At 72.8% G+C, this 25,742-nt stretch carries 14 protein-coding genes; 10 read left to right on the top strand and 4 right to left on the bottom strand.

The window, feature by feature from the left end:
* Positions 1-10 precede the first annotated feature (10 nt).
* Both ACZ6JT_RS02345 and ACZ6JT_RS02340 read left to right on the top strand, forming a co-directional pair.
* Positions 11-11,113, top strand: a complete 11,103-nt coding sequence (locus ACZ6JT_RS02345) for an amino acid adenylation domain-containing protein (RefSeq protein WP_469206308.1) — start codon at positions 11-13, stop codon at positions 11,111-11,113.
* Positions 11,100-12,803, top strand: a complete 1,704-nt coding sequence (locus ACZ6JT_RS02340) for an ABC transporter ATP-binding protein (RefSeq protein ID WP_469206307.1) — start codon at positions 11,100-11,102, stop codon at positions 12,801-12,803. Before ACZ6JT_RS02345 ends, ACZ6JT_RS02340 begins: the two co-directional genes overlap by 14 nt.
* A gap of 51 nt (positions 12,804-12,854) precedes the next feature.
* Here the strand turns inward: ACZ6JT_RS02340 and ACZ6JT_RS02335 are convergent, their stop codons facing one another.
* Positions 12,855-13,973: an alpha/beta hydrolase-fold protein gene (locus ACZ6JT_RS02335; RefSeq protein WP_469206304.1), complete on the bottom strand. Its 1,119-nt coding sequence runs from the start codon at positions 13,971-13,973 to the stop codon at positions 12,855-12,857.
* A 93-nt stretch (positions 13,974-14,066) separates the two neighbouring features.
* On the opposite strand from ACZ6JT_RS02335, the gene ACZ6JT_RS02330 reads away from it, so the two are divergent.
* The 5 genes from ACZ6JT_RS02330 (at position 14,067) to ACZ6JT_RS02310 (ending at position 20,083) form a co-directional block, all read left to right on the top strand.
* Positions 14,067-14,279 (top strand): MbtH family protein, encoded by a 213-nt coding sequence (locus ACZ6JT_RS02330; protein WP_351296379.1) that lies wholly within the window; start codon positions 14,067-14,069, stop codon positions 14,277-14,279.
* A gap of 40 nt (positions 14,280-14,319) precedes the next feature.
* Positions 14,320-15,900 (top strand): amidohydrolase, encoded by a 1,581-nt coding sequence (locus tag ACZ6JT_RS02325; RefSeq protein ID WP_469206302.1) that lies wholly within the window; start codon positions 14,320-14,322, stop codon positions 15,898-15,900.
* Positions 15,901-16,292: 392 nt separating this feature from the next.
* The gene (locus ACZ6JT_RS02320; protein WP_376610556.1) at positions 16,293-17,705 is read left to right on the top strand and encodes a family 2B encapsulin nanocompartment shell protein; all 1,413 of its coding nucleotides are present in this window, start codon (positions 16,293-16,295) and stop codon (positions 17,703-17,705) included.
* A 126-nt stretch (positions 17,706-17,831) separates the two neighbouring features.
* Positions 17,832-19,169 (top strand): family 2 encapsulin nanocompartment cargo protein terpene cyclase, encoded by a 1,338-nt coding sequence (locus ACZ6JT_RS02315; protein ID WP_469206300.1) that lies wholly within the window; start codon positions 17,832-17,834, stop codon positions 19,167-19,169.
* Positions 19,170-19,183: 14 nt separating this feature from the next.
* On the top strand, positions 19,184-20,083 hold the full coding sequence (locus tag ACZ6JT_RS02310; RefSeq protein WP_469206298.1) for a geranyl diphosphate 2-C-methyltransferase: 900 nt from the start codon (positions 19,184-19,186) through the stop codon (positions 20,081-20,083).
* Between the two features lie 72 nt (positions 20,084-20,155).
* Here the strand turns inward: ACZ6JT_RS02310 and ACZ6JT_RS02305 are convergent, their stop codons facing one another.
* Positions 20,156-21,745 (bottom strand): FAD-binding oxidoreductase, encoded by a 1,590-nt coding sequence (locus ACZ6JT_RS02305; RefSeq protein WP_469206296.1) that lies wholly within the window; start codon positions 21,743-21,745, stop codon positions 20,156-20,158.
* 62 nt (positions 21,746-21,807) lie between these two features.
* Here ACZ6JT_RS02305 and ACZ6JT_RS02300 point away from each other — a divergent pair, with 62 nt between their 5' ends.
* Positions 21,808-22,473 (top strand): TetR/AcrR family transcriptional regulator, encoded by a 666-nt coding sequence (locus tag ACZ6JT_RS02300; protein ID WP_469206294.1) that lies wholly within the window; start codon positions 21,808-21,810, stop codon positions 22,471-22,473.
* Here the strand turns inward: ACZ6JT_RS02300 and ACZ6JT_RS02295 are convergent.
* Positions 22,442-22,909 (bottom strand): MarR family winged helix-turn-helix transcriptional regulator, encoded by a 468-nt coding sequence (locus tag ACZ6JT_RS02295; RefSeq protein WP_469206292.1) that lies wholly within the window; start codon positions 22,907-22,909, stop codon positions 22,442-22,444. The genes ACZ6JT_RS02300 and ACZ6JT_RS02295 overlap by 32 nt on opposite strands.
* An 89-nt stretch (positions 22,910-22,998) precedes the next feature.
* Here ACZ6JT_RS02295 and ACZ6JT_RS02290 point away from each other — a divergent pair, with 89 nt between their 5' ends.
* Positions 22,999-23,865: an SDR family oxidoreductase gene (locus ACZ6JT_RS02290; RefSeq protein ID WP_469206290.1), complete on the top strand. Its 867-nt coding sequence runs from the start codon at positions 22,999-23,001 to the stop codon at positions 23,863-23,865.
* A gap of 233 nt (positions 23,866-24,098) precedes the next feature.
* On the opposite strand, the gene ACZ6JT_RS02285 is transcribed toward ACZ6JT_RS02290, so the two are convergent.
* Entirely contained in the window at positions 24,099-24,446 is a 348-nt protein-coding gene (locus ACZ6JT_RS02285) for a barstar family protein (protein ID WP_469208135.1), read from the bottom strand.
* A gap of 551 nt (positions 24,447-24,997) precedes the next feature.
* On the opposite strand from ACZ6JT_RS02285, the gene ACZ6JT_RS02280 reads away from it, so the two are divergent.
* Positions 24,998-25,732, top strand: a complete 735-nt coding sequence (locus ACZ6JT_RS02280) for an NPP1 family protein (protein ID WP_469206288.1) — start codon at positions 24,998-25,000, stop codon at positions 25,730-25,732.
* Positions 25,733-25,742 lie beyond the last annotated feature (10 nt).

The raw sequence follows: 25,742 nt of genomic DNA, 5'->3' as shown, positions 1-25,742 counted from the left end.
TGAGTCTTCGATGACGGAACCGACCGCTCGTCTCGTGCGGCTTTCTCCCACGCGCCTGGCCGGCGTGCGCCGACGAACAGGCGACCACTGCGACCGGACCATCGCCCACGCGTGCGCCATCGGGCTGTCGTACTGGGCGACGGGCAGCAGCCCGGACGGCATGGAACTCACCCCCGGCACCCTGTTCGCCGACGTCCTCGGCAAGGCCGCCAACGGCGTTGCCGAGGTGCCCGGCTGGGAGGTCGGCGAGGACGGCCGGAGCATCGCCGTCCCCGAAGGCGTCGCGGTGGCCGACGCACAGCTCGCGCTGGACGACCTGGCCGACTTCCCGGACCGGCCCCTCGCCGGCATCACCCCGTCCAGTGCGGCGACGCGGCTCGCGACCCTCGCCGAGTGGAACGACACCGGAGTGGACCGGGTCCGCCCGACGATCGTGGAGATGTTCCGCGAGCAGGCCAGGACCAGGCCGGACGCCGTCGCCGTCATCGACGAGCACCGCACGCTGACGTACCGTCAAACAGCGCGCTTTTCCAGCCAGTTGGCCCACCACCTGATCGAACGCGGCATCACCGCCGAGCAGGTCGTCGGCATCTCCCTGAGCCGCTCGGCCGACATGGTGATCGGCCTGCTCGCCGTGCTCGAGGCGGGGGCCGCGTTCGTCCCCCTCGACCCGCAGTGGCCCGCCGCGCGCCGGGCCGTCGTCATCGACGACGCCCGCGTCGTCCTGCAACTGGCCGGCCCGGGCGAGCACGACCCGGACGAGCCCCCGGCCGTGGTCGTCGACCTCGGCGACTGGACGTACGGCTCCTACCCGGGAGACGGCACCGGGATCACCGTCCCCGGCAACGCCCTCGCCTACGTCATCTTCACGTCCGGCTCGACCGGCCGCCCCAAGGGCGCGATGATCCGCCACGAGGCGATCAGCGAGCGCCTGCTGTGGCAGGTCGACGAGATCCTGGGCTTCGGCCACGACGACGCCTCGCTGTTCAAGGCGCCGCTGTCCTTCGACATCTCCATCAACGAGATCTTCCTGCCGCTGGTGTCCGGCGGCCGGCTGGTGGTCCTGCGCCCCGGCGGCGAACGCGATCCGCACCACCTCCTCGGCGTGATCGCCGAGCAGCGCGTCACCTTCACCTACCTCGTGTCGTCCATGCTGGACGTGCTGCTGGAGATCGCGGGCCACTCCGGGCGGCTCGACAGCCTGCGGCACGTGTGGTGCGGGGGCGAGGTGCTGACCCCGGAGCTGTACGAACGGTTCCGCGACCGGCTCGACATACCCATGTACCACGGCTACGGCCCGGCCGAGACGACGATCGGCGTCTCGCACGTCGTCTACCGGGGCACCGCGGAACGCCTGTCGACGTCGATCGGCAAGGCCAACCCCAACACCCAGCTGTACGTGCTGGACGAACGACTGCGCCCGGTCCCGGTCGGAGTCGGCGGCGAACTGTACGTCGGAGGCTTCCTCCTGGGGCGCGGATACGCGGGCGCGCCCGGCCTCACCGCCTCCCGCTTCGTCGCCAACCCCTTCGCCGCGGACGGGTCCCGGCTGTACCGGACCGGCGACCTCGCACGCTTCGCCCCGGACGGCTCGCTGGACTTCCTCGGCCGCGCCGACAACCAGATCAAGATCCGCGGGATGCGTCTGGAGATCGAGGACGTCGAGGTCGGCCTCGCGGAACACCCCGACGTGCGCCACACCTGCGTCCTCGCGAAGAAGAACACGTCCGGCGGCACCTACCTCGTGGGGTACGTGATCCCGGCCGCCGGGAGCGAGGACCTGCGGGCGGACGAGGTCAAGGCGTGGGCCGCCGCGCACATGGTCGAGTACATGGTGCCCACGCACGTCGTCGTGATGAAGGAGTTCCCGCTCACCGCGAACGGCAAGCTCGACCGCGGCGCGCTGCCGGAACCCGACCTCGGGACGGGACCGCTCGCCCCGCCCGCCACCGAGAACGAACGCCTGGTGTGCGCGGCGGTCGCGGCGCTGCTGCGACTGGACGCGGTCGGTGTCGACCAGGACTTCTTCCAGCTCGGCGGGGACAGCCTGCTGGCCATCTCGCTGCTGAGCGCGCTGCGCACCGTGGGCCTGCACGTCACACCCCGGCAGATCTTCACCCACAGCGTCATCGGCGCGCTGGCGGCGGTGGCGAGCCGCGAGGGCGCGGCCGCCGTGGACCACGGCGACGTCGCGACCGGTCCCGTCACCGGATCGCCCGTGCTCCGATGGCTCGGCGAGACCACCGACGCCATCGACGGCTTCGTCCAGTCGGTGGTGCTGAACACCCCGGCCGAGCTGACCGCCGACGCCCTCGACCAGATCCTCACCGCCGTCGTCGCGCGCCACGACATGCTGCGCGCCAGGCTGGTGCGCGGCGACCGCTGGGGCTTCGACGTCCCGGAGCCCGACGGGACCGCGGCCGGGTGGCAGGAGGGGGACGACCTGTCGCTCGACGCGTGCGTCGCCCTCGCCACCGCCGGGCTGGGCCCGGACAACGGCGTGATGCTGCGGGCCGTCTGGCGCCGGGCGGCCCGGCAGCTGGTCGTGGTCGTCCACCACGTGGTGATCGACGGCGTGTCCTGGCGGATCCTGCGGGAGGACCTCGCCACGGCATGGGAGCGGTTCGCCGCGGGGGAGCCCGTCGAACTGCCCCTGGTGGGCACGTCGTTCCGGCGCTGGACACAGTTGCTGGAGCGCACGGCCTTCGACGCCGACCGCGCCCACTACCGGCGCCCCCTGCCGGGGCCCGACGCACCGGTGGGCAGGCGTGCTCCGGCCGGGACCGACACCGTCGAGCGAGAGCGGGTGACGACCGTCTCGGTCGGGCCCGAGGTGACGGCCGCCCTGCTGGGCGAGATCCCCGCCCTGTTCCACGCGGGCGTCAACGACGTACTGCTCACCGCGCTCGCCGTCACCCTCGCCCGGTGGCGCCGCGACCTCGGGCAGGACCAGACGTTCGCGCACATTGAACTGGAGGGCCACGGCCGCGAAGGGCACCTCGTGGCGCGGACCGCCGGATTCGAACCCGAACTCTCCCGGACCGTCGGCTGGTTCACCACCCTCTTCCCGGTGACCGTCGACCCCGGACCCGCCGCCGACCTCACCGCCCCCGCGTACCTGGCCGCCGCCCTCAAGGCGGTCAAGGACGACCTCGCCCGGGTACCGGGCAACGGCCTCTCCTACGGGGTCCTGCGGTACCTGAGCGGCGGCACCGGCTCCGACACACCCGCACCCCAGGTGCTCTTCAACTACCTGGGCCGCTTCGACTCCGGAGCCCGCGGCGACTGGCAACTGGCCTGTAGCACCGCACCGTTGGGGGAGCGGCGCGATCCGCGCATGCGTCTGCCGCGCGCCCTGGAGTTCAACGCCATCGCCGAACCCGCCTCGTCGGCCGGCGCGTACGAACTGACCACCACCATCTCCTGGCCCGACGGGATGTTCACCGACGAGGACATCGCCACCATCGCACGGTACTTCCGAGAGGCCCTGGCCGCTCTGGCCGCGCTCGACCAAGGCGGCCACTCTCCCGGCGACTTCGCCCTGGTGGAGCTCACCCAGGCCGACGTGGACGACCTGGACGGCCCGTGCCTGCGGGACGTCCTGCCGCTGACCCCGCTCCAGGAGGGCCTGTACTTCCACTCGGTCTTCGACGACGACTCCGCGGGCAGCTACGTGGAGCAGCAGCTGCTGACCCTGGAGGGGGAGGTGGACCCCGCCCGGCTCGCGGCGGCCGCCACCCGCCTGCTCACGCTCTTCCCCAACCTGGCCGCGCGGTTCACGGCCCTCGCCGACGGCCGGGTGGTCTCCGTACTGGAAAGCGGTGCGCGGGCCCCGTTCACCACGCTGGACCGCCCCGGCATCACCGACGAGGAGATCCGCGACCTCGCCGAGCGGGACCGTCGCGCGGGCTTCGACCTGGCCACCGGACCGCTGATGCGGTACACGCTCGTCCGCGCGGGCGCCGGCCGCACCGTCCTGGTGCAGACCGTGCACCACATCATCGCCGACGGCTGGTCGGTGCCGCCGATGCTCCGCGCGCTGCTGGCCGAATACCACGCACCCGGCACCGTGCACCCGCTCGGCGGCTTCGCCGACTACGTGCACTGGCTCGCCCGGCGCGACGAGGACGAGAGCGACCGGGTGTGGCGCGAGCAGCTCGCCGGGCTGTGCGGCCCCTCGCTGGTCGCCGAGGGGCACACGCCGTCCGACCGGTTCGCCGACACGGCCGTGGAGCCGGCGGAGGACGTGGACGAGGCCGCCCGCTCGGCCGGAGTACCGCTGAGCGTGGCCGTGCACACCGCCTGGGCGGTGACGCTCGCCGGCGTCCTGCACGGCACGCACCCGTACGGCGGGGACATCGTGTTCGGCTCCACGGTGTCCGGGCGGGACGCGGACGTGCCCGGCATCGCCGACATGGTGGGCCTGTTCATCAACACCGTTCCCGTGCGCGTCCGGTGGGCCGCGCACACCACGGCACGCGAACTGCTCGCCTCCGTACGGGAACACCAGAGCGCGGTGCTGGCGCACCAGCACGTCTCGCTGGCACGCATCGCCCGCCAGGTCGGCGCCGGACCGCTCTTCGACACCCTGGTCGTCTTCGACGTCGCGACCGACGTGGCAGGCCTACGCGGGCCCGACGACACCCTGGCCGTCACCGGCATCGTCAACGAGGGCGCCCCGCACTACCCGTTGACGCTCGTGGTGGAACGCGCCCCCGACGGCCGGCCGCGCTTCAACCTCATCCACGACGGCGCACTGCTGCGGGAGGCGCGCGCCCGCGCGATCCTGCGGACCTTCACCCACACCCTCACCGGTCTGCTCACCCGCCCGGACGACCTGGTCGACGATCTCGCGCCCGAGGACGCCCGGCGCCCGCAGCCGATCACGCCGACGACCCTGGGTGCGCTCTTCGACGCCGCCGCGCACCGGAACCCGGCCAGGGCCGCCGTCACCCAGTGCGCCCTCGACGGCGAAGTCCGATCCCTGACCTACGGAGAACTGGCCGCGGCCAAGAACGAGTCGGCCGTCGTGCTGCGCGCGGCCGGCGTCGGACCGGGCGCACGGGTCGCCGTCGCCGTGCCCCGCTCCCTGGAGCAGGTCGTCGCGCTGGTCGCCGTCGTCACCGCGGGCGGCGCGTACGTACCGCTCGACCTCGCCTATCCGGACGAACGGCTGGAGTACGTCCTCGCCGACGCCGCACCGCAGGTCCTGCTCGTGGACCGGGAACAGCGGGACCGCTTCGTACGGTTGCTGCACCGGGCGGGCGTGCCGGCCCGCGTCCTCGTGCAGGGGGACGAGGCGCCGCCGGACGCCACAGTCGCCGCGCCCGCGCCCGCGCCCGCGCCCGCGCCCGCGCCCGCGCCCGCGGCCGAGGTCGAAGCCGAGGTCGACTGGCACGATCCCGCCTACGTCATCTACACGTCCGGATCGACCGGCAGGCCCAAGGGGGTCGTCGTCCCGCACTCCAGCGTGGTGACCCTGCTCGCGAACACCCGCCCCGGCATGGACTTCGGCCCGCACGACGTGTGGGTCCAGTTCCACTCGTACTCCTTCGACTTCGCGGTCTGGGAGCTGTGGGGCGCTCTCACGCACGGCGCCGAGCTGCTGGTGCCCGACTACGCGCTGACCCGCTCCCCGGTGGACTTCCACCGGCTGGTGCGCGAGCGCGCCGTGACCGTCCTCAACCAGACCCCCTCAGCCTTCCACCAGTTCGTCGACGCCGACCGGCAGGCCGGCGAGCCGCTTCCCGCACTGCGCCGGATCATCCTCGGGGGCGAGGCGCTCGACCTGAGCCGGCTGCGCGGCTGGGTCGAGCGGCACGGCATCGCCACGCCCGAGCTGGTCAACATGTACGGCATCACCGAGACCACCGTCCACGTCACCCACCGGGTCCTGGCCGAACGGGACTTCGAGCGCGGCGGCGACGTCAGCCCGATCGGCGTCCCGATCCCCGGCCTGGTCACCCACCTCCTCGACGACCGGCTCCGGCCCGTCCCGCCGGGCCGGGTGGGCGCCGTCTACGTCGCCGGCGACCAGGTGGCGCTCGGCTACCTGGGCCGGCCGGGACTGACGGCGGGCCGGTTCGTGGCGGACCCGTTCGCGGGTGACGGCTCCCGCATGTACCACACGGGCGACCTCGCCCGCCGCACCCTCGACGGCGACCTGGAGTTCGTCGGCCGCGCCGACGACCAGGTGCAGCTCAAGGGCTTCCGCATCGAACTCGGCGAGGTGGAGTCCGCGGTCAGGGAGATCGACGGTGTGGTCGACGCCGCCGTGACCGTGGCGGACAGCGGTGACCACCTCGTCGCGCACGTCGTGGGCCGCCTGCCCGAAGACGCCACCGCCCTCACCCGCCTCCTGTCGGCGAAGCTGCCCGCGCACATGGTGCCCGCCCTGGTCCTCCCGGTCGACGCCCTGCCGCTGACGGTCAACGGCAAACTGGACCGCAGGGCCCTGGCCGAGCGGGCCGCACCCCCTGCCGTCCCGGTGTCCGCGACCGGCTCGGCGCTCGGCGCGCTGCTCGGCATCTTCACGGACACGTTGCCCGGTGTCGCCGTGGACGGTGACTGCGACTTCTTCCGGGCCGGAGGCGACAGCATCCTCGCCATCACCGTGGTCAACCGGGCCCGGGCGCTCGGCCTCGCGCTCACGCCACGGGACGTGTTCCTGCTCAGGACGCCCCGCGCCCTCGCCGGACACCTGGCGACGCGCACCCCGCAGAGCGCGGAGCCGGCCCCCGCACCCACCCCCGCCGTCCACGAGGACGGCCCGCTGACGCCCACACCGATCATCCTGCGCCGGCGCGAACTGGGCGGATCACTCGCCCGGTTCGCCCAGGCCAGGGCCATCGTGACGGCCGAGGGCACCGGCTTCGCCGACGCCCGGCGCGCCGCGGAGGCCGTCGTGGCGGCCCACCCCGCCCTGCGGCTGCGGCTGCGCGTCGAGCACGGGGTGTGGGCCCTGCACACCGAACCCGCCCGCGCGGTCACCGTCGTACGGGCGGACACCACCGGCGCCACCGCTGCGACAAACGCTGCGACAAACGCTGGGACAAGCGCTGCGACGACCGGTGCGACGACCGATGCGACGACCGATCCGGCGACCGCGGCCACGGCGGACCCGACCGCCGCGGCCACGGCCGCCGCGAACGAGGCCGCCGGACGGCTCGATCCCGAGGCCGGGGAGGTCATCGCCTTCACCTGGCTGGAGGCGAGCCGGACCCTGGTGGTCACCGTGCACCACCTCGCCGTCGACGCCGTGTCCTGGCTGGTCCTCCTCGACGACCTGACAGCCGCCCTGCGCGGCACCGCCCTGGCCCCGCCGACCACCTCCTACGCCGAGTACGCGCAGGCCCTCGCGTCCCGGTCCGCCCACGTGACCGAAGACCTCGGGCACTGGATCACCACGCTCCAGGCGCCCCCGCTGCTGCCCGCCGTCGAGGCGCCGCGCGAGACCACCGTCGTGCTCCCGCCGGAGGTCGGCGACCTCGTCACGCGTACCGCGCCCGCCGCACTCGGCATCGGGCTCACCGAGCTGCTGTGCGGGGCGCTGCGCACCGCGCTGACCCACGTACAGCCCACGCCCACCGATCTCGCCGTCGAGCTCGAGCGGCACGGCCGGGTCCCGGTGCTGCCCCACCACGACTACACCCGTACGGTCGGCTGGTTCACGTCCATCGCGCCCGTACGGCTCAGTGCGCACACCGACCCCGTGGCGGCGGCCCGCGAGGTGGTCGAACGGCAGCCGGACGAGCGCGCGCACGTGGCGTACGGACAGCTCAGGTACCTCAACCCGCAGACCGGCCCGCTGCTGGCCGCCCGCCCGCAGGTGCTCTTCAACTACCTCGGCCGCGGCGACGAGTCCCAGGCCCTGCACCTCACCGGTGCGGACCCGGGCAGCCCGTACGCCGTGGAGGTCAACGCCTGGACCGACGCGGCCACCGGCAGCCTGCACGCGGCCTTCACCCTCGCCGAGGGCGTACCCGACGAGATCACCGCGCACTGGCTGCGGGCACTGGAACGCATCGCGGACGCCGCCACGGCCGCCGAGCACACGGCGCCGGTCACCCCCCTCCAACGGGGTCTGTTCTTCCAGGCCCAGCTGGCGGGCCCGGCCGGCCACTACGTCGCGCAGAGCTGGTTCACCTTCGACCGGCGCCTGGACACCGACGCGCTGGCCGAGGCGATGGCGTGGGTGATCGCCCGGCACCCGGTGGTAGGCGCCGGATTCACCACGGACGACGACGGAAACGCCGTGCAGGTCCTCGCCCCGGGCCGGCGTGTCGGTGTCCGTACGCTCGTCCTCGCCACGGACGCGGAGGTCGAAGCCCTCCTCGCCCGCGACCGGGACACCGGATTCGACCCGGGCGAACCGCCGTTGATCCGGCTGACCGTGGTGCGGCGGCCCGACGGCTGTGACGGCCTGCTGCTGAGCTACCACCTGCTGCTGTGGGACGGCTGGTCCCGTGAGATCGTCCTGCGGGACCTGTTCGACGCGTACGAGGCCGCGTTGGCGGGCGAGTTGGCGCCCCCGACCCCGGCGGCTCCGAGCTTCGAGGACTACGCCCGCGGGCTCGACGCCAGGGACGCGGCCGTAGCGGAACGCTTCTGGGCGGAGCACCTGACCGACCTCCCCGGCCCGACGCTGCTCGCCGGACCGGCCCCGGCCCTCGTCGAGGACCTGCCCCGCACGCTGGTCCACACGCTGTCCACCGAGGAGTCGGAACTGCTGCGGGAGGCGGCCAGGACGCACGGCGTCACGCTGAACACCGTACTGACCGGCGCCTTCGGCCTCCTCCTCGGTGCCCGCACCGGCCGCGGCGACGCCGTGTTCGGCGTGACCGTCTCCGGCCGCGAGGGCGAGGGCCTGTCCGCCGTCGTCGGCGTACTGCTCAACACCGTGCCCCTGTGGACGCGGGCCCGGCCGGCAGACACGGCCGGCGCGTACCTGTCGGCCGTACAGGCGGCGAGGGTCGCGGCGATGGAACACGAGTACCTGGGGCTCGGCGAAATCCAGCGGGCCAGTGGCCACGACACGCTCTTCGACAACCTGTTCGTGCTCCAGAACTTCCTCGACATGGACGCGTTCGCCGAGATGAACGCCCGGCACGGCATCACCGCGGTGCGCGCCGACGACTCCACCCACTACCCCTTCACCTGGGTCGTCACGCCCGGCGACCAGCTCACGGTCAAGCTGGAGTACCGCGACCACGACACGCCGGCCGCCCGCCGGCTCCTCGACGACTACCTGCGCGTGCTCGACGACCTGGCCCGCTCCACCGGCCCGCTCGGCGCGCTGCCCGGCCCGGAGCCCCGGCCCGCTCCGGCCGACCGCACCGACATCGGCACGGAAACCGTCGTCGACCGCTTCGACCGGGCGGCGGACCGTGACCCGCAGCGGGTCGCGCTCGTCGCCCACGGCCGGACCATGACCTTCGCCGCCCTCCGGGACCGCAGCCGCGAAGTGGCCGGCGTGCTCGCCCGCCGCGGCATCGGCCCCGAGACCACGGTGGCCCTCGCGGTCCCGCGCTCGCTCGACTCGATCGTGGCGCTGTTCGCCGTACTGCGCACCGGCGCCGCGTACGTGCCGCTGGAGCTCGACCACCCGGACGAGCGGATCGCCGCGATCCTCGCGGACGCGCGCCCCGACGTCGTCCTCACCGTCAGCGCCGTGTCCCCCCGGCTGACCGGCGACCTGATCGAACTGGACCGGCCCCTGCCCGAGGCCGAGCCCTTCGTGACGTACGCCCCGGCCGACCCGGACCGCCTGCGGCACCCCGCGTACACGATCTACACTTCCGGATCGACCGGGCGCCCGAAGGGCGTGGTGACCCCGTACGCCGGGCTCACCAACATGCTGATCAACCACCAGCGCCGGATCTTCGAGCCGGTGCTCGCCGAGCACGGCCACCGGGTCTTCCGCATCGCGCACACCGTGTCCTTCGCCTTCGACATGTCGTGGGAGGAGCTGCTGTGGCTCGCCGACGGCCACGAGGTGCACATCTGCGACGAGGAACTGCGCCGCGACGCCCCCCGGCTGGTCGAGTACTGCCTCGAACACGGGATCGACGTCATCAACGTCACCCCCACCTACGCCCAGCAGCTCGTCGCCGAAGGCCTGCTCGACGACCCGTCGCGGCGGCCGGCGCTGGTACTGCTCGGCGGCGAGGCCGTCACCCCGACCCTGTGGCGGCGCCTCGCCGAGACCGGGGGCACCGCCGGCTACAACCTGTACGGGCCCACCGAGTACACCATCAACACGCTCGGCGTCGGCACCTTCGAATGCCAGGACCCGGTGGTCGGCGTGGCCATCGACAACACCGACGTGTACGTGCTCGACCCGTGGCTGCGCCCGCTGCCGGACGGGGTCCCCGGTGAGCTGTACGTGTCGGGCATCGGCATCGCCCGCGGCTACCTCGGCCGGCCCGGCCAGACCGCGGACCGGTTCGTCGCCTGCCCGTTCGGCGCTCCCGGCGAGCGGATGTACCGCACCGGCGACCTCGTGCTGCGGCGGCCCGACGGCAACCTGGTGTACCTCGGCCGCACCGACCAGCAGGTCAAGATCCGCGGCCACCGGGTCGAACCCGGCGAGGTCGAGGCCGCCTTCACCGCGCACCCGGCCGTACGGTTCGCCGCCGCGGTCGCCCAGCCCGACCCGCAGGTCGACGGCGCGCACCGGCTGGCCGCCTACCTCGTCCTCGACGGGTCCGACGTGGCGACCGTCGCCACCGAAGTGGGCGCCGCACTGCCGGACTTCCTGCGCCCCACCCACTACGCGCAGGTCGACGCCATCCCCCTGACCGTGAACGGGAAGGCCGACACCAAGGCACTCCCGGAGGCCAAGCCGCTCGGCGCGCTGACCACGGCGGGGGAACGCGGCCCCGAGACCGAGACCGAGACCGTCGTGTGCGCGTACTTCGCGGAGGCACTCGACCTGGACGACGACGAGGTGAGCGCGGTGAGCGACTTCATGTCCCTCGGAGGACACTCCATGCTGGCGGTGCGGCTGATCGGGCTGCTCCGCCGCGAGTACGGTCCAGTGATCACGATCCGTGATCTGTTCACCCTGCGCACCCCGGAAGTGATTGCCCGGCACCTCGATGAAGACTCCTGACACGCGGCGGCCCCACGCAGGGTCCGACATCCTCCGCACCGCACTGCGCCGCAACGTCGGCGCCATGGCCTGGGGCACCGTCCTCATGGGCCTCTACCAGGCCGGTGAGACCGCCTTCCCCATCGCACTCGGCCTGATCGTCGAGCACACGATGCGGGGGGAGCGCAGCCTCGACGCCCTCGCCGCGGCGATCGCCGTGCTGGCCGTGATCATCACGACCGTGTCGCTGTCGTGGCGGTTCGGCATGCGCATCCTGCAGAAGGCCAACACGACCGAGGCACACCGCTGGCGGGTGCGCGTCGCGGAGCGCGGACTCCAGCCGGTCGCCAGGGACGTGGACCTCAAGTTCGGCGAGGTGCTGACCATCGCCACCGAGGACGCCGACCAGAGCGCCGACATCATCGAGGTGGTACCGCTGCTGATCAGTTCGCTGGTCGCCGTGCTGGTCGCGGCGGTCGCGCTGGGAGTGGCCGACCTGCGGCTCGGCCTGCTGGTGATCGCGGGCACCGTCGCGATCCTGTCGGTCCTGAGCGTGATGTCGAAACGGATCGGCTCCGGCACCCGCGAACAACAGGCCCGCGTCGCGCGGGCGGGCGCGAAGGTCGCCGACCTGATCACCGGCCTGCGCCCGCTGCACGGTTTCGGCGGCAACCACGCCGCGTTCGGCTCCTACCGGAGGGTCAGCACCGAGGCCAAGCGGCAGGCGGTCACCGTGGCCCTCGCGAACGGCGCGTACGCGGGCACCGCCACGGCCCTCAACGCCGTCCTCGCCGCCTCCGTGACCCTGACGGCCGGCTGGCTGGCCTTCGACGGCCGGATCACCATCGGCGAACTCGTCATGGCCGTCGGGCTGGCCCAGTTCATCATGGAACCGCTCAAGATGTTCTCGGACATGCCCAAGTACGTGATGACGGCCCGCGCCTCGGCCGAACGGATGGCGCTGGTGCTGGCCGCCCCGCCGGTGACGGCCACCGCGTCCGAGCGGCCGGCCGCGGGCGGCGACCTGGAGATCGACCGCGTCCGGTACGGGGCCCTGCGCGAGCTGAAGTTCGATGTTCCGGCGGGCGAGTTCGTGGCGATCGCCGTCTACCAGCCGCGCGCCGCGGCCGACCTCGCCTCGATCCTGGCCGTCAAGGTCCCGCCGGACGCGTACGAGGGAGTGGTGCGCCTCAGCGGGCAGGACATCGCCGGCCTGTCGCTCGAGGCGGTCCGCGAGCACATGCTGGTGAACCCGTACGAGGCGGAGATCTTCGCCGGCACCCTGCGTACGAACATCGACCCGTCGGGCACCAGCCGCACGCTCCGCGAGGCGGTCGAGGCCTCGATGCTGACCGACGTCGTCGCCCTCCACCGCGAGGGGCTCGACTACGCGGTCCGCGACCGCGGCGCGAACCTCTCCGGCGGACAGCGCCAAAGGCTGTCCCTGGCCCGTGCCCTCGCCGCCGACAGCGAGATCCTCGTCCTGCACGATCCGACGACGGCCGTGGACGCGGTCACGGAACAGCTCATCGCGCGCAACATCGCGCGGCTGCGCCGTGGCCGCACCACCGTGGTGATCACCGGCAGCCCGGCCCTCCTGGACGCCGCCGACCGCGTCCTCGTCCTGGACGACGGGGTCATCACCGCCGAGGACACCCACCGCAACCTCCTCGCCACCGACGAGGACTACTGCCTGGCGGTGGCCCGCTGAGCGGCACGGTCCGAGGGAGCCGTGGGTGTTGCGAGAGTCCCGCAACGCCCCCTAACCGAGGGCCCAGGCGACGTCCCTGAGCAGGGCGTGCCGCCAGCCCGCCCGGTCGTGGCCGGACGCCGAACGGGACACCCGTACGGTCGCTCCGGCCCGTTCGGTCAACGCCTCGACCTGTTCGCAGTGCGGCAGCATGCGCGTTTCGTGTTCCCCCACGTCGAAGGCGATCCGCAGCCCGGACAGGTCGGGGCCCTCCCGCAGCCGCGCGGCGAGGGCGCCGCCCGCCGGGCCGCCCAGGGGGTCCGCCGGGTCCGGGGCGCCGGGCGTCCACCAGAACGACGCCGACTGGCAGGCGACCCGCGACACCAGGTCCGGGAACTCCAGCGCCGCGTACAGCGCGCTCAGCCCGCCGAGGCTCTGCCCGGCGACCACCAGACGGTCCCGGTCCGCACGCAGACCGGTCTGCGCCACCAGCGGCAGCAGCTCGTCCCGCACCCCCTCCCACAGCGCGGGCCGGCACCCGAACTCGGCCTCCCGGTCCCGGACCGGCAGGAACACCAGGGTGACGGGGGGCATCTCGCCGGCGGCGACGGCCGAGTCAAAGGCGGTCACGGCCGGGTGGAGGTACAGCCAGTCGTCCCCGTCGAGCAGCAGGACCAACGGTCCGCCACCGCCCGCGGGATGGACCCGTACGGTGCGCCGCCCGCCGAGCCGTTCGCTGCTCCAGCGCAGCCGGGTACGGGGCAGGGGCAGGACGTCCGAGGGGCCGATGAGGGGCCAGTGCGGCTGGGCGGGCGCGTCGGGGGTCGCGGCGACGGAGCGGTCGCCGCCCGCGCCGGCCGGGTTGAAGGGGTCGGCGTGCGCCGTGCCGTCGACGAGGAACCGGTAGCTCACGCGCAGCCGCGCGGGCATGGGGACCTCGACGTACCAGCAGTCCGTACCCCCCCACCGGCGCAGGGGCACCGGGTCCGACCAGCTCTCGAACGCCATGCTCGCCGGAGAGCCGCGCCACAGGAACAGCGTCACCCAACTCCCGTCGCCCGTAGGGATGGAGGCGGGTGTGCCCGCTGCCGCCCAGAACGCCTCGGTGCCGGGTTCGCCGGGCAGTCCGTACGCGGCGAAGGAGTGGTCCGTGCCGGGCCCGCGGTCGGAGACGGGATCGGTCAGGGGCATGCGGATCTCCTTGTGAGCGGCAAGGGGACAGACTAAGCTCTTCGCAATTAGGGGAGCCTAACCTAATGATGACGTTCCCGGGAGGTACCGACCGTGAGCACCAACCCCTTCGACGACGCCGAGGGCCGCTTCCTCGTGCTGGTGAACGGCGAGGGCCAGCACTCGCTCTGGCCCTCCTTCGCCGAAGTGCCGGGCGGATGGACGACCGTCTTCGAGGAGAACACCCGAGGGGCGTGCCTGGAGTTCATCGAGGCCAACTGGACCGACCTGCGCCCCCGTTCCCTCGTACGGTCGATCGACGCCTGACCCGCTCCGGCCGACACCCACAGGGGGGACGACACCGCCCGTGCTGTGCACCAAGCTCGTCAACGCCCGCTTCCTCACCATGGACCCCGACCACCCCGTCGCCCGCCAACTGGGCATCTGGCAGGGCCGGGTCGTCGGCCTGGACGAGGCCGTCGCCGCCCTGCCCGCGCGCGAGGTGATCGACCTCCAGGGCGCCACGGTGCTCCCCGGGTTCATCGACGCCCACGTGCACCTGCCCTGGACCGGCTTCACCCAGAACACCACCAGCATCGCGGGCTGTACGCGGATCGACGACGCCCTCGCGGTCGTGGCCGAAGCCGTCGCCCGCAAGGACTCGCCCGGCGCCTGGGTGAGCATCGTCGGCTACGACCAGCGGGCGCTGGGGCGCCATCTGACGGCCGCCGAACTCGACACCGTCAGCCGGGGACACAAGCTGTACGTGCTGCACGACTCCGGGCACGGCTGCGTCGTCAACACCGCCGTCCTGGACCTGCTCGCCGCCGACGTCCCGCACGAGAACGGCTTCCTCGCCGAAGGCGCGATGGGGGCCGCCCGCGCCCTGCGGCTGCCGTACTCCCAGGAGGAGGTGGCCGAGTCCATCGGACGCGCCGCCCGCACCTGCCTGGCCGAGGGCATCACCGCCTGCGCCGAAGCCGGCATCGGCGGCGCCCTCTTCGGCCACACCCCGGTCGAGCTCGGCGCCTACCAACTCGCCCGCGAGAAGGGCCTGCTGCCGCTGCGGGTCCAGCTGATGGTCTCCGCGGACCGGCTCCGGCCGGCCGGCGCGCACGAGGCCGACGGCATCCCCAAAGCCCTCGACCTCGGCCTCCGCACGGGCTTCGGCGACGACTGGCTCTCCGTGGGCGCCCTCAAGATCTTCACCGACGGCGGCATGATGGCCCGTACCGCCGCCCTGAGCGCCCCCTATGAAGGCCTGGACCACGCCGGCCAGTTGCAGGACGACCCCGAGGTGCTCGCCCAGTCGATCGTGGACGGCCACCTCGGCGGCTGGCAGCTCGCCGTCCACGCCATCGGCGACCGCGCGGCCGACGTGGCCCTCGACGCCCTGGAACGCGCCCAGCGGCTGCGCCCCCGCCCCGGCGCCCGGCACCGCATCGAGCACGCCGGCCTGATCCGCCCCGACCAGCTCCCGCGCCTCGCGCGCCTGGGCGTCAGCGCCGTCGTCCAGCCGAGTTTCCTGCGGTACTTCGGCGACGACTACGCGGCGATCATGGGCGCGGAGCGTGCCCCCTGGCTCTACCGGGGCAGGGCGTTCCTCGACCACGGCATCACCCTGGTCGGCAGCTCCGACCGCCCGGTGACGGACGGCTCCCCGCTGCGGGCCGTCCAGTTCATGGTCGAGCGCGCCTGCGCGTCCGGCCGGCTGATCGGCCCGGACGAGGGCATCACCGTGGACGAGGCCCTGCACGCGTACACCGTCGCCGGCGCCTACGCCTGCCATTGGGAGGACCGGGCCGGCAGCCTCACCCCGGGCAAACGCGCCGACCTGGTCGTCCTCGGCGACGACCCGCACGGCGTGGACGTCTCGCGCATCGGCGACATCGATGTGGTGGCGACGTACGTCGACGGCCGCGAGGCCGGAAAACACCCTGCCGGCTGAGCACCGGACCCGCGCCCGGCCCGTCGGCTACCGGGGGCCCCGCTGTCCCGGGGATGGACGAAGCAGCCGGGCGGGACGCCCCACGCGGCGAGCGCGCCGAGTCGCCGCGCCCCCGATTTCCCGTCGGGTGATCACGTGAGCTTCCAGCCCGTTGTGCACCCGTGGCGGTCCGGACCAGGCTGGATCTCGTCGGTCGGGCGGGCAAACGTGGTGCCGGTCAAGATCACTGCATCGAGGTAATGACGACGGCGTGTCAGGGTCCGCCGCGCGTACCCGCCGTTAGTGTTCCCCGGGATCTGGACGGATTCCCGAATATTTCCCCCTCTTTTTCCTCTTTCACCGGTGACGTGCACGTATGCCGATCGCCGCCCTTACGAAGGAGAGCTCGACCGATGACTGTTGACACGAGCCCGGAAGCACAGCTGGAACCGACCCAGCAGTCCAGCCTGAGTACGGCCGCCGCCCGAAACCTTGCCAGCACGACCAAGTCCGCCCCGCAGATGCAGGAGATCACCTCCCGGTGGCTGCTGCGGATGCTCCCCTGGGTGGAGACCAAGGGTGGCACCTACCGGGTGAACCGCCGGCTCAGCTACACCGTCGGCGACGGACGCATCGAGTTCATCCAGGACGGCGGCGACGTCCGGGTGATCCCCCGCGAGCTCGGCGAACTTGCCCTGCTGCGCGGCTTCGAGGACGAGGAGGTGCTGGCCGCGATCGCCGGTCGGTGCGTCCAGCGCGACTTCCGGGCCGGCGAGGTGCTCGTGGAACGCGGCACCCCCGCCGACCAGATCCACCTGATCGCCCACGGCCGGATCAGCCAGACCTCCGTCGGCAAGTACGGAGACGCGGTCGCCGTCGCCGTACTCGCCGACGGCGAGCAGTTCGGCGAGAACGCCCTGCTGGACGCCGACGCCACATGGGACTACACCGCCACCGCCGAGACCCCCGGCACCCTGCTCACCCTGTCCCGCGCCGAGTTCGCCGCCGTGCTGTCCGGGGCGCCGAGCCTCCAGGCCCACGTCCAGCGGTTCAGCTCGCTCCCGCACCAGCGGCAGAACAAGCACGGCGAGGCCGAGATCGCGATGTCGGCCGGCCACACGGGTGAGGCCGAACTGCCCGGCGCCTTCGTGGACTACGAGCTCAAGCCCCGCGAGTACGAGCTCTCCATCGCGCAGACCGTCCTGCGGATCCACACCAGGGTCGCCGACCTCTACAACGGGCCGCACAACCAGACGGAGGAGCAGCTCAGGCTCACCATCGAGGCGCTGCGCGAGCGCCAGGAGCACGAGCTGATCAACAACCGGGAGTTCGGCCTGCTCCACAACGCCGCCTTCAAGCAGCGGATCCAGACCCACTCCGGCCCGCCCACCCCGGACGACCTCGACGAGCTGCTCTGCCGTCGCCGCGGCTCGAAGTTCTTCCTCGCCCACCCCCGGACGATCGCGGCCATCGGGCGCGAGTTCAACTCCCGCGGGCTCTACCCGGACCACGTCGACGTGGGCGGCCAGCAGGTCCCGGCCTGGCGCGGGGTCCCGATCCTGCCCTGCAACAAGATCCCGATCAGCAAGGAGAACACCAGCTCCGTGCTGGTCATGCGAACCGGCGAGGACAACCAGGGCGTCATCGGCCTGCGCCAGACCGGCCTGCCGGAGGAGTACGAGCCCGGCCTGTCGGTGCGCTTCATGGGCATCGACGAGAAGTCGATCATCTCCTACCTGGTCACCGCCTACTACTCCGCCGCGATCCTGGTGCCCGACGCGCTCGGCGTGCTGGAGAACGTGCAGATCGCCCGCAGGCGCGACTAGGACGTTGCGCGACCACCACCCCCGTCGCCCCCGACGCCCGCCACGGGCCGGCCCGGACCGCCCCGGGTCGGCCGAGCGCGCCCGGGGCGGTCCGGGACAGCCCACCCATCCTTCAAGGAGCCACGGATGCCCGAGCCCGGGCCTTCCCCTCTGCAGTCGAGCCTGCCGGCCGCTGCGGCCCGTTTCGGGGCCCACCTCTTCGCCAACGCCCTGGCCTCCGGTGTCGAGGCCGCCGGCGCCGTACCCGCGGTGGGCGCCGTGCCCGCCGAAGTCTCCGTAGAAGCGCCGGTCAACGTGCCCGTCCACGTGCCCGCGGCAGGATCCGTACCCGACGGCGGTCCCGCCGCCGCGCGGCAGGCGAGCCCGGCCCTGGAGCGGATCCTGCGCGGACCCAGCGGGCTGGGCACGGCGAGCCTGCACCTGGCCGCCCGGGCCGGGGAGCCGATCGCGGCCGCGGCACCCGAGGCGCCCGCGGAGCCGGTACCGGGCCATCCGATCCCCGGCCTCTACTACCACCCGATCCCGGAGCCCGATCCCGCGCGGGTGGAGGAGGTCAGCCGCAGGATCAAGGAATGGGCGGTGGACGAGGTCGACCTGTACCCCGACGACTGGGAGGGCGAGTTCGACGGATTCTCCGTCGGGCGTTACATGGTCGCCTGTCACCCGGACGCCCCCAGCATCGAGCACCTGATGCTCGCCACCCGGCTGATGGTGGCCGAGAACGCGGTCGACGACTGCTACTGCGAGGACCACGGCGGTTCGCCCATCGGCCTCGGCGGGCGCCTCCTGCTGGCGCACACCGCCCTCGACCCCCTGCACACGACGAAGGAGTACCAGCCCGAGTGGGCGCGGTCGCTCCACTCGGACGCGCCGCGGCGCGCCTACCGCTCCGCCATGGAGTACTTCCTCCGGATGGCCACCGCCTCCCAGGCGGACCGGTTCCGGCACGACATGGCCCGCCTGCACATGGGGTACCTCGCCGAGGCGGCCTGGGCGCAGACGGACCACGTGCCCGAGGTGTGGGAGTACCTGGCGATGCGCCAGTTCAACAACTTCCGCCCCTGCCCCACCATCACCGACTCCGTGGGCGGCTACGAACTGCCCGCGGACCTCCACGCGCAGGCCGCCATGCAGCGGGTCATCGCGCTCGCTGGCAACGCCACCACGATCGTCAACGACCTGTACTCCTACACCAAGGAACTCGCCAGCCCCGGCCGGCACCTGAACCTGCCCGTGGTGATCGCTGAACGCGAGGACGTGTCCGAGCAGGAGGCCTACCTGAAGGCGGTCGAGGTCCACAACGACCTCATGCACGAGTTCGAAGCCGAGGCCGCCGCCCTGGCGGCCGGCTGTCCCGTACCGAGCGTGTCGCGCTTCCTGCGGGGCGTGGCCGTATGGGTCGACGGCAACCACTACTGGCACCAGACCAACACCTATCGCTACAGCCTGCCCGACTTCTGGTAAGGATGGACTTATCCGTGACTAGCACCGATCTCACCACCGCGACCACCGCCACATCCGCGGACCCCTCCGTGATCATCCCCTCCCCGGCGACGCCCTACCAGGGCGACATCGCCCGGTACTGGAACAACGAGGCCCGGCCCGTGAACCTGCGGCTCGGCGACGTCGACGGCCTTTACCACCACCACTACGGCATCGGCGACGTCGACCACGCCGCCCTCGGCGACGCCGGCGACAGCGAGTACGAGAAGAAGCTGGTCGCCGAGCTCCACCGACTGGAGTCCGCGCAGGCCGAGGTCCTCCTGAACCACCTCGGACCCATCCGGCGGGAGGACACCCTCGTCGACGCCGGCTGCGGCCGCGGCGGCTCCATGGTCATGGCCCACCAGCGCTTCGGATGCAAGGTCGAGGGCGTCACCCTGTCGGCCAAGCAGGCCGACTTCGCCAACCGGCGCGCCAGTGAACTCGGCATCGAGGACCACGTCCACGCCCGCGTCTGCAACATGCTCAACACGCCCTTCGAGACCGGGCAGGCCGCCGGCTCGTGGAACAACGAGTCGAGCATGTACGTCGACCTGCACGACCTCTTCGCCGAGCACTCCCGCGTCCTCGCGGTCGGCGGCCGCTACGTGACCATCACCGGCTGCTGGAACCCGCGGTACGGCCAGCCCTCGAAGTGGGTCTCGCAGATCAACGCGCACTTCGAGTGCAACATCCACTCCCGCCGTGAGTACCTGCGTGCGATGGCGGACAACCGTCTCGTACCGCAGGCCGTCATCGACCTGACGCCCGAGACGCTGCCCTACTGGGAGCTGCGGGCCACGTCCTCGCTGGTCACCGGCATCGAGGAGGCGTTCATCGAGTCCTACAAGGACGGTTCCTTCCAGTACGTGCTGATCGCCGCCGACCGCGTCTGACCGCGCGCGCCGGCCCGAGGGCCGGGTCCGCCCCCCGGCGGACCCGGCCCCACCCGCCGCCCGTGGGACCGGTCAGTCCACCAGGACGCCGGGGTTGAGGATGCCGTGCGGGTCGAGCGCCCCCTTCGCGGCCCGCAGCGCGAGGGCGAAGGGCTCGGGCCGCTGGCGGTCGTAGGCGGGGCGGTGGTCCCGGCCGACGGCGTGGTGGTGGGTGATGGTGGCCCGGTGACGGTGCAGGACCTCGCCCGCGACGGCCTTGAGGTCGTCCCACAGGGCGACCTCGTCGCCGGGCCGGCCGGCCGCGAGGACCGTGAAGTACGGGGCCGCACCGTCCGGATACACGTGCGTCAGGCGGCAGTTGACCGTCGCGGGATGTCCGGTGGCCTTCAGCGCCGCCGCGCCGACCTCGGTGCGCACCGCGTCGATCAGGCCGGGGATCCGGTCCCAGGTGGCGGCCGTCTCGAAGGTCTCCGCCACGGCGCCCATCCTGGCGAGGCCGTCCCGCAGGTAGGGCATGCGCAGGAACGCCGAACGCCAGGCGTCGACGGCCGTGTCACCGGACCCCTTCGCCGTCTCGGCGCGGCCGCCGTGCGAGCGGGCCAGGGCGACGGCCCGTTCGAGGCGGCCGGCCACCGGTTCGTCCGCGGACTCGAAACCGAGCACCAGCACCGCGCAGCCGTCCTGGGCCGCGCCCGACAGCGCGGCCTCACCGGCGTCCAGCAGACGGCAGTTGGCGGGGGAGAGGTCCGACTGCGCGAGCGCGCGCACCGCCCGGAGCGCGTCGTGGAAGTCGGCGAAGGAGACCGCGGCGGAGGCCTTGTGGCGGGGGCGTTCCTGCACCCTGACCCATGCCTCGGTGATGACGCCGAGGGCGCCTTCGGACCCGAGGAACAGGCGGTCGGGGGAGGGGCCGGCCCCGGAGGCGGGCAGCCGCCAGGATTCGCCGGTGCCGGCCGGGGTGACCACGCGCATCGACTGCACGAAGTCGTCGATGTGCGTACGGCCCGTGGCGTAGTGGCCGCCGGCCCGGGTGGCGAGCCACCCCCCGAGGGAGGAGAACTCGAAGCTCTGCGGGAAGTGTCGCAGGGTGAGGCCGTGCGGCCGCAGCTGGTCCTCCAGGCTCGGCCCGAGCGTGCCCGCCTGGATGCGGGCGGAGCGGCCCGCGGCGTCGACCTCCAGGACGCGGCCCATGGCGGTCAGGTCGAGGGACAGCACCGCCCGGTGCTCGTCGCCGCGGTACTCCACGCCCCCGGTGACCGAGGAGCCCCCGCCGTACGGGACGACGGCGACCCGCCGCTCGCCGGCCCAGTCCAGCAGGTCGGCCACGTCCCGGTCGGCCAGGGGGCGGGCGACGAGGTCGGGGATGCGGCCGGGCCGCCCGCGCAGGGCGCGCATCACGTCGCGGTACGCCTTGCCCATGGCGTGGGCGGCCCGGTCCGCGGGATCGGCGGTGACCAGCCGGGCGAGGCTCCGCGGGGGCTGCGCGGCGGAGCTCCCGATGCCCAGGTCCCGCACCCGGGGCACGGGCAGCGGGCGGGCGAGCGTACCGGGCAGGAGGGCGCCCATCGCGGCGCATTCGGCGTCGTCGGGATGGGCGTCGGCCCACCCCCAGCCCCACCAGGAGCGGGCACGGGACATCGGTCGCGCGGTGGTGCCGGTCATGGTGCACTCCAGGGTCGAGGTAATTTACCTAGCGGTAAATTACCTACTGATAATATCCGCTCATGGCAACCCCACCAGCTCCACCGGTCCCGGCGGTCCCGTCCTCGAAGGCCGGCACCAAAGGAGTCCCGCGGGAGCACCGCCGGCGGCAGATGCTGGAGGCGGCCACCAAGGAGTTCGGCACGCACGGCTACGCGGCCGCGTCGCTCCCCGCGATCGCCGCGCGCGTCGGCGTCACCAAGACGCTGCTGCACCAGTACCTCGGGACCAAGGAGGACCTGTACGTCGCCTGCCTCGTCCCCGTCGGGGACCGGCTGCTGGACGCGATCCGTACGGCGATGGGCCCGGACGGGACCGAGCCGCACACGCCCCTGCGCGTGCTGCACGGCATCTTCGCCGCCCTGGAGGGGCAGCGGGAGGCGTGGTTCGTGCTGTACGACACCACACTGCCGGCCGGCGGCGAGGCCGCCCGCCGGGCCTCGGAGTACCGAGCGGTCATCGACGGGCTCGCCGCCGGCGGCACCGCCGACCTGCTGCGCGCGGCCGGCTCCACCGACCCGCTGGACGCCGACGCGCTGAAGTACGTCTGGCGGGACCTGGTCGCCACCCTCGTGCGGTGGTGGGTCAAGCACCCGGAGCAGTCCCCGGAGGCCATGACCCGGCGTTGCGCCCGCCTCTTCGCGGCCGCCGCCACCCTCAGCCCTGAAGGCGGCCCTTCTCGGCCTTGAGCTTGCGCCACACGGTCCCCAGCGCCTCCAGGTCCCGCTCGTCGAGGAGGTCGGTGAAGACCGGGGCCAAGGCCTCGCGCCGGGTGGCGTCGGCCTCGGCGAAGAGCGTGCGTCCGGCCTCCGTGAGGGCGACCTCCACCGAGCGGGCGTCACGCGCGGAGGGTGTGCGGGTCACCAGGCCCCGGGTCTGCAGGGCGTCCACCACGCGGGAGACCTGGCTGCGGCTGAGCAGCGTGCTGTTGCCGAGGACGGAAGCGGGCACGGGCTCGGGGCTGGACGCCAGCCACAGCATGACCTCGAACCAGGACACGGGGAGGTCGTGGGCCTTCACGAGGGCGCGGTCGACGCGGTCGGTCATGGTGGTGCCGGCCCAGACCAGCCCGTAGAAGGCGTGGTCGGCCGCCGACATCTCGGCTTCGGTGAGCTTCTTCGGCATGTCGGCAGTCTAGAGGTTGCGTGCGCACGCACATAACTTTATGGTGTGTGTGCACGCACATAAATCACGTTCCGTGAAAGGTGACCGTCATGTCGACCCTCCCCACCACCCCCGACGCCTCCCTCCGCACCGTCCTGATCACCGGTACCTCTTCCGGTATCGGCCTGGCGGCCGCCATCGCCGCCGCCCGGGCCGGCTGGCGCACGATCGCCACGCTGCGTGACACCGGCAAGGCCGACGCCCTGCGCAAGGCGGCCGCCGAGGCGGGCGTCGAGCTCGACATCCGCCGGCTCGACGTCGTCGACGAGGCCTCCGTCGCCGCCGCCGTGGACGGCGTGATCGCCGACTACGGCCGGCTGGACGCGGTCGTGAACAACGCGGGCGCCGGACACGTCGGCACCCTGGAACTCGAAACCGTCGCCGACGTCCGCGAGGTCATGGAGGTCAACTTCTTCGGCGTGCTGAACGTCTCCAAGGCCGCGCTGCCGCACCTGCGGGCCACCGGCGGTCGCCTGATCACGGTCACCAGTGTCGGCGGCGTCATCGGCCAGCCCTTCAACGAGGCGTACTGCGCCGCGAAGTTCGCCGTCGAGGGGTACATGGAGAGCCTGGCCCCCGTCGCGGGCGCCGTCGGCGTCAGCGTGACCGTCATCGAGCCGGGCGCCGTGGCCACCGAGTTCGTCAACAACATCGGGCTCGACATCGAGGGCCGGATCGCCGCGGCCGGCCCGTACGCCGACGCGCTGCGCCACTACGTCGAGCGCACGGTCGGCCAGTTCCTGGACGGCGCCCAGACCCCGGCCGGCGCGGCCGAGTCCGTGATGGAGGCGCTGACCGTGGAGCGGCCCGCCTTCCGCATCCAGACCTCGCAGTGGGCCCGGGACTTCACCGGCAACAAGCTCGCCGACCAGGACGGCTCGGCGGTCGTCGGCATGACCGGGACCTGGGTCGCCTGACCGGTCACCACCCGGTCGGGGTGCCCGACCTGTGGCACGCGCGGAACGGGGTCATCATGGCGGGAGGGCCGACGGAACCCTCCCGCGAGGGTGCGGCCGAGCGAGCCGGGAGGTGACTCGTACGCATGGACGAATCACGCAGGGCCTGGATCATGATCGGCGGCGTCATCGCGGTGATCCTCCTGAACCTCGTCGCCATCGTCCTGATGAACGCCGTCGGGACATGACCCTCCCTACCGGAGTTCCACGGTCGCGCCGAAGCCCCTGAGGAGTCCGACGACCTCCTCGGCGTAGGAGTCCGCGGTCATCCCTTCAGCGGCCAGGGCGCCGCGGGCCACCTCGAAGTCGTGCGGGACCAGGGTGAAGGGCGGAACGGCGCCGAAACCGCCGGACAGGCAGTCGAACAGCGAGTTCCAGCACCGTCCGTAGGAAGCGCCGGGGCCGCCCAGCGCCTCTCCCAGCGCGCAATGCAGGCCTCGGCGGTCCGACCGGTCATGACCCGGCCCGCACGGTCGACGGCGATGGTCTCCAGCCGGGTGGTGCCGTAGTGCCGCGCCAGGATGGGGGCGTCGGGGTCGCAGCCCATGAGCCCGAGCCGGACCGGCTCCGGACGCTTCCGCGGCTCGAAGAGCCGGGGCGCCGCCGCGCAGGAGCCGTAGCGAACAGCCCCGTCACGTCCGCGCACTTCGCCGGCAGGTCGTACCCGCGGGCGTAGGGGACGCCCCGGCCCTCCGGGCCGTGGTCCCGCTCCTCCACCACCACGTATCGGAGCGGAGTGCCGCGCTCCCGGCTCCGGCGCTCGCGCCAGGGGTTCGTCATGCCACACATCCAACAGGGACCGGCCGGAACCTCACGCGGTTTCCGCGCGGGCGGCCGGGCGGGCGGGTGCGCGGTCGTGAGGCGGCGGACCGCCACGTGTCCTGACATTCAGTCACATAGCTTTGTCCGCAACGCTGTTGAGTCCGGCTCGAAGGCGGAAAGAGGGGTCGCCGGGGCTCTTGCCGTGCCGACCGCGGTGCGCGAATGATGCTCCGGGCGTGTCGGCCGAAGGCGGCCGGATGCGCCAGGCCTCGTCGAGCCGACCGGTCAGGAGCCCGTTTTGCGGACGAACCGTCATATCCGGAGATCAACCGTGGTCGTCGGGGCAGCCCTCGCGCTGGTCGTCGGCATCCCCCAGGTGGCGTTCGCCGCCCCGCCCCCGGCCCTGCCCGGCCAGGCCGAGGCGATCGAGCGGACCTTCCAGCCCGCCTACGACTACGACACCGACGGCTGTTACCCGACCCCCGCCATAGGCCCGGGCGGGGACCTGAACGGCGGCCTGAAACCCACCGGCGCCCTCAACGGCAGCTGCCGGGACGCCTCGGACCTGCAGAACACCAACGGCTACTCCCGCTGGAAGTGCAACAACGGCTGGTGCGCCGTGGTCTACGCGCTCTACTTCGAGAAGGACCAGGCGCTCGCCGGCATCTCCCTCGGGGGCCACCGCCACGACTGGGAACACGTGGTGGTGTGGATCCAGAACAACGAGGCCAAGTACGTCGCGACCTCCGCCCACGGCGACTTCAACGTCCACACCCGCGACCAGATCCGCTGGGACGGCACCCACCCCAAGATCGTGTACCACAAGGACGGGGTCGGTACGCACTGCTTCCGCGCGGCGAACACCAACGACGAGCCGCCCGAGAACCATCGCGGCACCTGGCAGTTCCCCCCGCTCGTCGGATGGTCGGGCTACCCCGCCGGCTTGCGCGACAAGCTCAGCCAGGCCGATTTCGGCAGTGCGCACTTCGGGCTGAGGGACGACTCCTTCGCCTCTCACCTCGCCGAGGCCAAGCCGGCGGGGATCCCCTTCGACCCGTATCAGTAGGCCGCGCCGC

It is taken from the genome of Streptomyces sp. NPDC046308 (assembly GCF_055588065.1).
This window is presented reverse-complemented; position numbering and strand designations above follow the sequence as displayed.